The sequence below is a fragment of the Pseudomonas asplenii genome, assembly GCF_001293465.1.
Taxonomy (GTDB): Bacteria; Pseudomonadota; Gammaproteobacteria; order Pseudomonadales; family Pseudomonadaceae; genus Aquipseudomonas; species Aquipseudomonas fuscovaginae_B.
In genome coordinates, this window is record NZ_JSYZ01000002.1 from 339,160 (window position 1) to 350,613 (window position 11,454).

The 11,454-nt window shown below is 64.5% G+C and carries 10 protein-coding genes; 1 reads left to right on the forward strand and 9 read right to left on the reverse strand.

From position 1 onward, the window contains the following. Nucleotides 1-35 precede the first annotated feature (35 nt). The 5 genes from PF66_RS03605 to PF66_RS03625 form a co-directional block, all read right to left on the reverse strand. Nucleotides 36-1,250 carry a phospholipase D-like domain-containing protein gene (locus tag PF66_RS03605; RefSeq protein WP_152972959.1) on the reverse strand — a complete coding sequence of 405 codons (1,215 nt, stop codon included), beginning with the start codon at nt 1,248-1,250 and terminating at the stop codon, nt 36-38. A gap of 175 nt (nt 1,251-1,425) precedes the next feature. After that, nucleotides 1,426-2,073, reverse strand: coding sequence for a MotA/TolQ/ExbB proton channel family protein (locus PF66_RS03610; protein WP_054061906.1), 648 nt, complete (start codon nt 2,071-2,073; stop codon nt 1,426-1,428). Between the two features lie 34 nt (nt 2,074-2,107). After that, nucleotides 2,108-4,387 carry a TonB-dependent receptor gene (locus PF66_RS03615; protein ID WP_054057300.1) on the reverse strand — a complete coding sequence of 760 codons (2,280 nt, stop codon included), beginning with the start codon at nt 4,385-4,387 and terminating at the stop codon, nt 2,108-2,110. A 24-nt stretch (nt 4,388-4,411) separates the two neighbouring features. Next, nucleotides 4,412-5,149: an energy transducer TonB family protein gene (locus PF66_RS03620; RefSeq protein WP_054061907.1), complete on the reverse strand. Its 738-nt coding sequence runs from the start codon at nt 5,147-5,149 to the stop codon at nt 4,412-4,414. Between the two features lie 2 nt (nt 5,150-5,151). Then, nucleotides 5,152-5,559: an ExbD/TolR family protein gene (locus tag PF66_RS03625; protein WP_054057302.1), complete on the reverse strand. Its 408-nt coding sequence runs from the start codon at nt 5,557-5,559 to the stop codon at nt 5,152-5,154. Nucleotides 5,560-5,885: 326 nt separating this feature from the next. Between PF66_RS03625 and PF66_RS03630 the strand changes: the two genes are divergently transcribed. After that, nucleotides 5,886-7,484 (forward strand): alkaline phosphatase D family protein, encoded by a 1,599-nt coding sequence (locus tag PF66_RS03630; RefSeq protein WP_054061908.1) that lies wholly within the window; start codon nt 5,886-5,888, stop codon nt 7,482-7,484. 16 nt (nt 7,485-7,500) lie between these two features. On the opposite strand, the gene PF66_RS03635 is transcribed toward PF66_RS03630, so the two are convergent. From PF66_RS03635 to PF66_RS03650, 4 genes are read right to left on the reverse strand one after another with little or no spacing between them, the layout of a single operon-like run. Further along, entirely contained in the window at nt 7,501-8,649 is a 1,149-nt protein-coding gene (locus PF66_RS03635; RefSeq protein WP_054061909.1) for an alginate O-acetyltransferase AlgX-related protein, read from the reverse strand. Next, entirely contained in the window at nt 8,649-10,064 is a 1,416-nt protein-coding gene (locus PF66_RS03640) for an MBOAT family O-acyltransferase (protein ID WP_054061910.1), read from the reverse strand. Before PF66_RS03640 ends, PF66_RS03635 begins: the two co-directional genes overlap by 1 nt. Before the next feature lie 19 nt (nt 10,065-10,083). After that, nucleotides 10,084-10,761 carry a cell division protein FtsQ gene (locus PF66_RS03645; RefSeq protein ID WP_054061911.1) on the reverse strand — a complete coding sequence of 226 codons (678 nt, stop codon included), beginning with the start codon at nt 10,759-10,761 and terminating at the stop codon, nt 10,084-10,086. Beyond that, nucleotides 10,762-11,445 (reverse strand): SGNH/GDSL hydrolase family protein, encoded by a 684-nt coding sequence (locus tag PF66_RS03650; protein ID WP_054057307.1) that lies wholly within the window; start codon nt 11,443-11,445, stop codon nt 10,762-10,764. It abuts the gene before it with no gap. Nucleotides 11,446-11,454: the final 9 nt, after the last annotated feature.

Below are 11,454 nucleotides of genomic sequence, written 5' to 3' on the forward strand. Positions count from 1 at the left end.
GGCGGCGCAGCCTGTGACAGCCGCCACAGCAGCACTCAAGGCGTCCCCGGATGCGGCGGTGGATAATCCCGCGCCACGTCCAGCGGCCAAGCGTAGGGCCCATCCCACAACTGCTCGTGCAAGGCACCGATGCGCTCGGCCATCGCCTTGTCGTGCATCACCACTTCGAGGTTGCGCGAGTTGTCGAGGTAGCCGCCCAGCCAGTTGCTGGTGCCGACCCAGGCCACCTGCCCGTCGATCGCCAGGGTCTTGCTGTGGATGACCCGCGCGTAGGGAATGAAGCCCTGCGGGGCCTGGGGCAAGGTCACGATCTTGACCTGGACGTTGGGCAGTACCGCCAGGCTCTTGAGGTAGGCGACTTCCGGCGCGCCGGTGTTCCAGTCGGAGACCATCAGCTTGATCGCAACACCCCGGGCCGCCGCAGCGCGCAGCGCGTTATCGATCACCGGATAGTACGGGCGGGTCTTGTCCGGCCCGTAGGACAGCGGCGCATAGTCGAGCAGTTGCACCCGTACCTCATGCTGGGCCTCGGCCAGCAGGCGCGGCAGTTCCTGTTGTGAATCGCCGACACCCGGCGGGTTGTAGCGCTGCGGGCTGGCGACCAGGTAATTGCCGCTGCGCACTGGCTCCTTGCCGGCCTTGGGCAACGGCACCGGTCTGTTCTCGCTCAGCGCGGCCTGGGCCTTCCAGTCCTGGTCGAAGATCGCCTGAACCTGGCCGACGAGGGTTTCATCAGTGATACGCAGGCCGGTTTCATGAATGTGCTCCAGCGAGCGCCAGTCGAAATTCTGGCTGCCGACGAAAGCCTGCCTGCCATCCACCACCATGTATTTGGCGTGGATGATGCCGCCGCCCACGCGGGCATAGGGCAGCACACGGAAGGTCAGGTGGGGGATCTTGCGCAGCCGCTCCAGGGTGGCCTGATCGGAGAGCCTGAGGCCCTTCTCTTCCAGCAGGAAGCGGATCTTCACTCCGCGCTTGCCGGCGGCCTCGAGGCTTTCGATGACCTTGTCCATCACCGAGCCGGGATGGTCGGCGGCATAGAACTGGCCGATATCGATGCGGCTTTTGGCACCGTCGAACAACTCGATCCATACCGGGCCAGGCTGGCGCAGGTCGGGGCTGGCGAGTTCGGTGGCCAAGGGCACGGTGTGCACCAGCTCGATACCGGGAATGGAGAAATCCGCCTGGACCAGCGGACTGAGCAACAGGCCGAGCGTGGCGGCCAAGGCGACGCGCAGGCGCGTCATGGGATAATTCTGAGTGAGTGACATGATGGCCTCGTACAGGAAGATCTGACGCAGCGTGCCTGAGGACTGCAGCCGCCAGTCATTCGATACCTGGCCGGCAGAAGCGCACGCGAGGCATCCGGGCAGGCGTTCCCACGCGGGAGCGCGGGAACGATCGACACCGGATGCCGGGAGCTCAAGCCCTTTGCAGCTGCGCCGGGCTGCTGGCCCGCTGCGGCACTTCATCCTGCACACGGGCACCGGTCGCCGCGCGGATCAGCAGCATCTTGAGCTGATCGTTGAGGCGCTCCAGGCTGTCCTGGAAGAAGTTGTGGAACACCACGCAGAACAGCGCGATGGCGATCCCCAGCCCGGTGGCGAACAGTGCCGTGCCGATGCCCCCGGAGATCTGCCCCGGGTCGGACACGCCGGCACTGGCCAGCGCCTTGAAGGTATCGATGATGCCGAGGATCGTGCCCAGCAGCCCCAGCAGCGGCGCCGCCGTGGTGATGGTCTCGATGATCCACAGGCTGCGGGCCAGCGGTGCGCGGCTGGCCAGATACTGGGTGTCGATCACATCGTCCAGGTCCTTGCGCGTACCGTGGCTGGCCTTCTGCGCCAGCACGGCGCTGGCCATGTCGAGCGGCAGGCTGTCGCGGCGGGTCAGTTCCGGCGGCAGGTCCTTCTCGCTGTGCACATGGGAGCCCAGGGACTCCATCAGCCCGCGGGCCTGGCGGCGGACATAGGCGAAGTAGATGGCGCGCTCGATGGCGATGAAGATCGCGATCGCCAGGGCGGCGTACATCACATAGAACGTGATCTCGTGAAGCGTGTTCATGTCCATTGGCGGGTTACCTCTGTAGCGGATGGGACAGACATCAGAAATTCGCCTCCAGCGAGACGGTCACGGTGCGGTCCAGGCCGACGATGTAGGCCGGGTCGCCATCGCGGAAACCGCCGTAGGTCGCCGAGTTGGTCTTGGTGGTGTACACGCCGTCCAGGTACTTCTTGTCGAACAGGTTGTCGACGTTCAGGCGCAGGGTCGCGTCCTTGACCACCTTCTTGTCCACCGGCAGGTAGATACCGGCGCCGAGGTTGAACACGGTGCGCCCGGAGATCGCCTCGTCGTTGGTCAGGTCGCCATACAGCTTGCTGGTGTACTTGCCGCCGAAGGTGCCGTAGAACAGGCCGTCGTCGTAACCGATGTTGGCCGCCAGCATGTTCTTCGGCACGTTGGCGAACTGCTTGCCAGCGGTCGGCAGCAGGATCGCCTTGCCGGCGTTGTAGACAGTCAGGTCGTCCTTCTGCTCGGCCCGGGTGTAGGTGTACGAGGTGTAGAAGTTGAAGTGATGGGGCAGCAGGCCGCTCCACTCCAGTTCCAGGCCCTTGTTGTCGACGTTGCCGGCGTTGATGTCGGCGAAGTCGCCGTTGATGTCCTTGGACGACACCTGGCGGTTCTCGAACTGCATGTAGAACAGGGTCGCGGCGACGGTCATGTCGTCCTTGGTGTAGCGCCAGCCCAGTTCGTGGTTCCAGCTGGTTTCCGGCTTGGCGTCGATGGAGCCGGCGCCCTTGTCGTACAGCACGTAGTTCTGCGGTACGCGCATGTTGCGCGACAGGCTGTAGAACAACTGGTCGTACTCATCGAGCTGATATTTCAGGCCGGCGTTGGGCAGCAGCTTGGTATAGGTCTGGTTGCGCTTTTCCGGTTGCTCGGTGAGGCTGCCATGGTTGGTGCCGTCCCGCTTGACGTTCATGTAGGCCAGGCCGGCGACCAGGGTCCAGTCCGGGGTGAAGTACCAGGTGTCCTGGGCCCAGACCTTCTGTGCCGGGGTCACGGTGAAGCGGTCGCGCCCCTGCACGGTGTTGCCGTTGGCATCGACCACGTAGTCGGAATCCGGCCAGATGCTCTCCGGCTTGCCGTTGGACTTGATGCGGATGAACGGCTGGGTCTGGCTCTGGCGGGCGCGCTCGTACCAGTAGCCGAACTGCAGACTGTGGTCGCCCAGGTCCCAGTTCAGCTTGGTGGTGATGCCCGGACGCCAGGTCTGGGTCCGCGACGGCCGGTAGTACACGCCATTGTTCGGTGTACCGTCAGCGTTGTACTGGGCGCCAGTGGGCAGGTTGCTCAGGTCGAACACGCCACCGGCGTTCGAACCGCTGTTGAGGGCATAGGCCGAACTGCCGACACCACTGCCGTTACCCCAGTAGTAGTACGGGATCACCGACAGCGAGAGATTGTCGGCCAGCTTGAACTGGGTGTTGAGCACGCCGGTGAAGGTCTGGAACGGGTTCAGTGCCAGGCCGTAGTAGCTGTTGATCTTGCCGTTGCTGCCCAAGGCCGGCGTCTGCGGATACGGGTCGTAGCTGCGTCCGTACTTCTGGAACTGCGCCTTGGTCAGCTGGCTGTAGCTGGTGTTTTCCTGCTCATGGTACTTGAGGATCAGGTTCGCGGTGTTGCCGCCGCCCATGTCGAAGAAGCTGTTCCACTCGACCTTGTCGGCACGCTCGGCACCTGCGCCGCGCCACTTCTGGCCTTCGGTGTGGGAGACCGACAGCCAGTTGCTCAGGCCGTTGATTTCACCGGTGTTCAGGCGGGCGAAGGTCTTGGTGGTGGCATGGCTGCCGACCACCTGCTTGACGAAGGCGCCGGTTTCCTTGGTCGGGCGAATGGTCACCACGCCGATGTTGCCGCCGCTGGAACCGATGTGCGGGCCGTCGGCCTCGGAAGAGCCCTGGGTGACGAAGATCTGTTCGATGTTCTCCGGGTCGCCCAGCAGGTTGGCGTACAACGCGTAGTTGCCGGAGTCGTTGATCGGCATGCCATCGATGGACATGCCGACCTGGTCGGAGTTGAGGCCGCGCATGGTGAAGCGGAAGCTGCCCAGGCCGGTGGCGTCTTCACTGGAGATGTTCAGGCCCGGGGTGTACTTGAGCTTGTCGATGGCGTTGCCGGTGGCGGTCTGCTTGTCCAGCGCCTCCTTGGTCACGGTGGAGCGCCCCTTGATGCTGTCCTCCTGGACCATGTAACCGCCACCCGCGGTCGCCTTGCCCTGCACGCCGATCACGCCGACGTCGCTGGCGGTGGTGTCGGCCATGGCCATGCCGTGGCCCATGCTCGCGGCAACGAGTGCCAGATGAATCCTTGTAAACCTCATCACTCTATTCCTGGTTATAGGTGCCTACTGCACGCTGTAATTGAAAGTGGCGGTGAAGCGTTGCTCGTTGCGTCCGCCAAAGGCTTGCTCGGGGAAAGGCTTGACCTGCCTGATGCGGTGCAGGCTGTTGGTCGCGGCCCGGTTGAGCAGCATGCTCGCGGCCGGGGTCTGGATCCCCGAGTCGAGAACGCGGCCCTGCCGGTCCACCAGCAACCAGACCACCACGTCGCCGCTGGGGCGTTCGAGGGAGGCCTGGCGTCCGGTGGGGTACTGCTTGAAGGTGTCCAACTCGTTGCGCAGGCCCTTGAGGTAGCCGCTTTCCAGGGCCTGGCTGTCGACCTTCGGCGGCGCGGGCGGAGCCGGCGGCGTCGGGGTCTTGGCGATGACCGGTTCGGCAGCCGGCTTGGTTTCCACCGGTTTGGCCGGCACCGGAGTCGGCGTCGGCTTGGCCACCGGTTTCGGCGTTGGCCTGGGCTTGGGTTCCGGCTTGGGCAACGGTTTGGGTTGCGGCTTTGGCGGCGGCGGAGGAGGCGCGGGTTCGGCCTCCTCGTCCTCGATCACCGGCGGCGGTGGCGGTTCTTCCACCACCGGCTCGGGAACCCCTTGCGGCTCAGGCTCGACCAGGGCCAGTTCCACCGCCGACTCGTCGTAGACCGGCTGGACCTTCAACGGCTGCGACGTGATCCCCAGGACCACCAGCGCCAGGGCGATCAGGGCCGGGACACTGCCCAGCAGCTGACGTGCACGAAACAGGATGTACATGATCAGGACTTGCGCGTGGCAATGGAGACGGACGTGAAGCCACCCAGACGCAAGGTGTCCATGACTTCCACCAGGCGGGCGACTTCCACGCCCTTGTCGCTGTTGACGATGATCGTCGACTTGCTGTCGGGCTTCTCGGCGGCCTTGAGCGCCGGCACCAGGGCCTCGACGGTCATGTCCTTGCCGTCCAGTTGCAACTGGCCGTCCGCGCCCAGGGTGAGGATGAATTTGTTCTGCGGCTTGAGCTGCTGCGAACTGCTGGCACTCGGCAGTTGGGTCTTCATGCCGAGCGCCGGAATCACGTTCAGGCTGACCAGCACAAAGAACACCAGCAGGAACATCATCACGTCGATCATCGGGATCAGTTCGATGTGCGCCTTGCGCTTTTTAGGTTCGTCCCAGGTTCTCATTCGGCGGCCCCTTGTTGATTAGGGGCGCCAAGCTAGCAACGAAAAATGACCGATCGGTTAACTTTAATTTACGTTTTGAAGGCTCTAGGACGGACATTACAAACCATTACAGAGCATTTCCGACGCGTAATGAAACTGAAACCCGGGAGGGGCACTCTTGAAAACTTTTCTCAAATGGACTCCCCGATACCTGCCTCGGACAACCTCGTCCGGTGCCTCCGGGATAACGGTGACCGCCGTTTGAAACGGTACATAACCATATGCTTCGGCACGGACTCCTGCGTGACCATTGGCAACCCCTTTGACTGAACCCGCGAGTTTTTTCCATGAGCGATAGTGTTGTGCAACAACAGGACACAGGGCCGATCGACCTGGACCGCCGGCGCCTGCTCGGCGGCATCGCCGGCGCAGCGGCGCTGTCGATCCTCAGCCCGTTCGCCCGCAGTGCCGGGGTCGACTATCCCTTCACCCTCGGTGTTGCCTCGGGCGACCCATTGCCCGACGGCTTCGTCATCTGGACGCGGTTGGCCCCGCGGTTCAATGCCGTCGACGGCCGTGGCGGCCTGGAACGGCCGGTGCCGGTGCGCTGGCAGGTGGCGACGGACGCCGCCATGCGCCAGGTCGTCCGGCGCGGCGAGGTGATGGCCGACAGCCGCTTCGCCCATTCGGTGCATGTCGAGGTCGCCGGATTGGAGTCTGGCCGCCCCTACTGGTATCAGTTCGAAAGCCTCGGCGCCCAGAGCCCGGTAGGCCAGTCGCGCACAGCACCGGCGCTGCAGGCGCTGACCTCGGCGCGGCTGGGCTTCGTCTCCTGTTCCCACTGGGAGCGCGGGTACTTCAGCGCCTACCGCCACCTCGCCGCCGAACAACCGGACCTGGTGTTTTTCCTCGGCGATTACATTTACGACAGTTCCTATACCGATCCCGGAAAGGTCATCCGCTCTCACGGTGCCGGCAACGCCAGGACCCTGGTGGACTACCGCAACCGCTACGCACTGTACCGGACCGACCCGGACCTGCAGGTGCTGCATGCCTGCGCGCCCTGCGCGGCGACCTGGGACGACCACGAGGTACAAAACGACTACGCCAACCAGTGGTCGCAGGACCCGAACATCCCACCACAGGCATTCCTCAGGCAGAGGGCGGCGGCCTACCAGGCGTTCTACGAACACATGCCGCTACGTGCCAGCAGCCTGCCCCGGGGCCCGGGCATGCGCATCTACCGCCGGCTCGACTATGGTCAACTGGCGCAGTTCCACATTCTCGACGGTCGCCAGTACCGCTCCGAGCAACCGTGCATCCCACCCAGCCGCAGCCGCCAGGGGCATGTCGCCGCGCCCGACTGCGTCGACCTGCGCGACCCGAAACGCACCATGCTCGGTTGGGAACAGGAAGCCTGGCTGGACCAGGGCTTCGCCCGCTCGACGGCACGCTGGAACGTGATCGCCCAGGATCTGCTGGTCGCCCCGATCCTGCAGCGCAACCCGGCCACCCAGGAACTGGGGCACTGGACCGATGGTTGGGACGGTTACGCCGCCACCCGTGACCGGGTGCTGCAATCCATCGAACGCACGAAGGTGAACAACCCGGTGTTCTGGGGTGGCGATATCCACTCGTTCTGGACCACCGACCTGCATCTCGACGGCGAGAATCCGGATTCGAAGATCGTCGCCACCGAGTTCATCGGCACGTCGGTGACCTCCGACGGGCCGCCGTTCGAGCTGTTCAACGCGGTGCTGCCGTTCAATCCCCATGTACGGTTTTTCGACAGCCGCCAGCATGGGTATGTGTCGGTCGAGTTGGAGCCGGGAAGGATGACCACCAGCTTCCGGGCGATTTCCGAACGGGCCGATCCGCGGGCGACAGTGTCGACGCTCAAGCAGTTCGTGGTCGAGTCTGGACGGGCGGGGGCAATGATCCTCTGATGCGCTTGTGCTGCCCTCAGGGCAGCCGCGCATTGCCATCATAGGGCGTCTGCAGATCCCGCTCGGGTATCTCCCAGACGATCAGCTTCGGCGGTGTCTGGGTGAACGCCGGGCTCTCGAAGTAGGCCTTGGCCGCCCCGGAGAACTCGCCGCCATCCTTGGCGAAATTGCCCACCGGGGCACCGAGTGCCGCTTCGAGAAAGCCGACGAAGTTCGAGTTGCGCGAGAACGAGGTGCCGATCAGCGCGGTATTCGGCAGGTTGCCGTCGCCGAACAGATCGTCGAGGTTGTCGCCACCGGCGGCCTCCTCGGCCCGTTCCTTGATCTGCGTCGCCGCGACGTTCTCGATCCGCGGCTGCAACGCCGTCGGCAGCCAGTCGATACCCGCCAGACGCACCAGATCCCCCGGCCGCACGGCACTCGGCTGGGTCGTCAGGTCGAAGTGCTTGCGCGGCGTCGGCTCGAACTTCAACCCGGCGATCATCCGGGCCACCTGCTCCGCCGCCGCCTTCGCCCCGGCTTCGCTCCAGTGGGTATCGGTGCGCAGGTAGGCCGACTCGCCGACCGCCTGCAGGGTCGGGGTCAGGTTCAGGGCGGTGACACCCGCCCCCTGCAATGATCCCAGCCATTCATCGATGCGCGGCGCCAGCACGGCCGGGCGACTCAGCTTGCACAGTTGGCTGGCGACGATCCGGCTCTTGTCCGGCACCACCGCCACCACCAACTGGATACCGCGCCTGCCCAATGCCTGCTGCAACTCGCTCACCGCCTGGACCTTGGCCCGGGCATTGAGCGCGGCATTGCGGTTCAGGCGCAGCTCATCGGTGAGGAACAGCCAGCCCGGGCAGCCTTCGCGAACCCGTGGGCCAAGATCGCCGAAGGCCAGCCAGCTGCCAGCGCGCTCCAGGTCGGCCGCCTGCTTCGGCGCGGGCGCATCGGACAGGGTCTTGGCGAAACGGTGGGTGATCTCGCCGTGCAACAGCATGTCCGGGGTGACGGTCTTGGGCAGGAATTCGAGCTTGCCCCTGACCATCAGCCAGACACAGGACGCCAGGCCCAGCGCCAGAAACAGCGTGAAGATCACCCCCGCCAACGGGCTGACGCGTAGCGCCAGCTCCGTGGGGGGCGTGGGTGCGGTCGACGGGGATTGCGTTGGCTTGGTCATCAGAACTGGAAGTACAGAAAAGGCACGGCTTCACGGCTGGCGATCAGAGCGAACGACAGCATGAACCCGAGCACGGGCCAGAGGGCCGCAGCCAGCGCAAACCACGCACTGCCGGCGAATCGTCTTTCACAACGCGTCTGCAACAACGGCGCGAGAATACACACCACCCCGAGCAACGCCGCCAGGCCGTGCACCGGCCGCAGGGTCACCGCCAACGCGTCGCCGAGGGCAAAACCGTGCTGGCCGAACTGCCCGCCGTACATGCTCAGCGCCGTGGCGAAATCCGGGGAACGGAACAGTGTCCAGGCCAGGCAGACGAACAACAGCGTCGCGGTGTGCGAAGCCCACAGCGGCAGGCCCGGCAGATTCGATCGCGACCAGGCGCGGTCGATACACAGCGCCACACCATGGGCCGAGCCCCACAACAGGTAGTTCCAGCTGTCGCCTCCGTGCCACAGGCCGGCGATCGCCATGGTCAGGAACAGGTTGCGATAGGTATTCCAGGTGCCCTTGCGATTGCCACCCAGCGAGATGTACAGGTAATCGCGCAACCAGCTGGACAACGACAGGTGCCAGCGCCGCCAGAAGTCCTGGATGCTGTAGGCCAGGTACGGACGGTTGAAGTTTTCCGGGAAGTGAAAGCCCAGCATCAGCCCCAGGCCAATGGCCATGGCGCTGTAGCCGGCGAAGTCGAAGAACAGCTGCAGCGAGTACGCCAGGCAGCCGATCCAGGCATCGACGAACGACGGATTTTCCAGGTGAAAGGCCACATCGACCAGAGGTGACAGGGTGTCCGCCACCAGCACCTTCATGCACATGCCGATCATGAACCGGCGCGCGCCCAGGGAGAAATTCAGCCAGTTGAAATAGCGCTGGTTGAGCTCCCGGCGGACCCAGTCATAACGAATGATGGGACCGGCGATCGAGTGGCCGAACATGGAGATGTAGGTCGCGTAGTTGATGAAACTGCGCTCTACCGGCACCACGTGCCGATGCACGTCGACCAGATAGGAAATCGCCTGCAGCACGATGAACGACAGCCCCGCCGGCAGCGCCACCTTCTGCCATTCCATGGGCATGGCCCCGTACCAGGTGATCAGCTCGTTCCAGGTGGCGGCCAGGATGTTGGCGTACTTGTACCAGCAGAGCACGGCGGTGTTGATCACGATCAACGCCACCAGTAGGCGCATCCGCCCGCGGCCGTCCTCCCGCGAGCGGTCGACCAGCAGGCCACCGACCCAGGCGAGCACGGTCAGCACCATGTGCAGGAACAGGAACAACGGACTCAGCCAGCCATAGAACAGCCAACTGCCGATCAGCAGGATCACGTTGCGCCAGGCCGGTCTTGCCAGGGCATAGACCAGCAGGAACGCAGGCAGGAACAGCGTCAGGAACTCGAGCGAGGCGAAAACCATGGCGACGGGTGCTTCCGATTCAGTTGGACACGCTGTCCGTGGCGGTAATGAGACGCGGCCCCGTCGACGAAGGCAGTATCAACAGACTGTAGCGCTTGTTGGCTTCCAGCGCGCCCAGTTCGACCGCCGCACCGACCGGCTTGCCGGCACAGATCAGCTGGACCGCCAGCGAGCCCCGTGGGTTGAGCTCCTGGCGCCGCGGGTTGCCCGCCGGCGCCTTCTGGAACAGGTCGACATCGCGTCCGGCCAGGTTGACCTTGGCCTCGGCGCAGCCGGACTCGGCATCGAACAGCGCCAGCGAAGCCTTGAGCTGGTTGGGAATGTCGAAGGCTTCGTTGACCACCAGTTGGCGAATGCCCTGGTGGCCATCGTCCAGGGCGAACACCGTGGCGAAATCGCCAGCCGCGACCTTCGCCTCCAGTGCAGCCTTGTGGCCGTCACGGCTCAGGGTGCCCTTGATCGCCTGGCCACCGGGCACCGGGATGAAGTCACTGACGACCTTGTCGCCTTCAAGTTTCAGGCTGGTCCTGGCGCCATCCGGCGTCAGTTCCAGGGGGCTGGCGGAGACGTTGACGAAACGCAGGTAGGCCGAGTCCTGGGAAGGACCGGTGGGGTACAGCGCAATCTGCGCAGCGAACGCCGGCGCAATCAGCGCGGCCCCGAGCAGACCGCCGACAAGACCGAAAGTCCGTTTCACTTATTTGGCTCCCTTCACGGCACTGGCCGGCAGTTCGCTGATGGATTTGCCGATCGCCGCCGCCCAGGCCTTGTAGCCGGCGATGGTGAAATGCTGGCCGTCGGAGGTGATCCACTCGCCCGGCTTGGAGAACTTGGTCGAGTCGATGTAGGTGCACGGTGCGACCATGTTCGCCAGGGTGCCGGCGACCAGTTGGGTGCGCACCTGGTTCTTGCCGTAGGTGTTCTCGTTGGTGTTGCTGCCGTTGGCCTTGCCCCAGGCGGGCCCGACCCAGACGCACTTGGCGCCGCTGTCGGCGATCTGCTTGGTCAGCGCGGTCACGCTCTGGTAGGCCCAGACCTTGGGAAACGGCGTGGTCTTGTAGGAGGCCATGGTGTCACCCATGATCAGCACCACCAGGTCCGGCTTGTCCTTGGCGATCACGTCCTTGATCGGCTGGGTGTCCATGGTGCCACGGCTCATCACCTTGATCTTCTCGCCCGGGTCGCGGGTCGCGCCGCAGTCGAGCTTGAGTTTCGGCGTGACCCAGTCCGCCGGGTTGGCACCACAGGCGCCGATCGCATGCACCTGGGCACCCTGCTGGGTCAGGTTGTCATACAGCGGGTTCATCAGCGAGTCGGGAAAACTCATGTGGCTTTCGCCAATCACGAGCAGGGTCAAACCAGCGAGCACGGAAGAAGCCATCAAACTTTC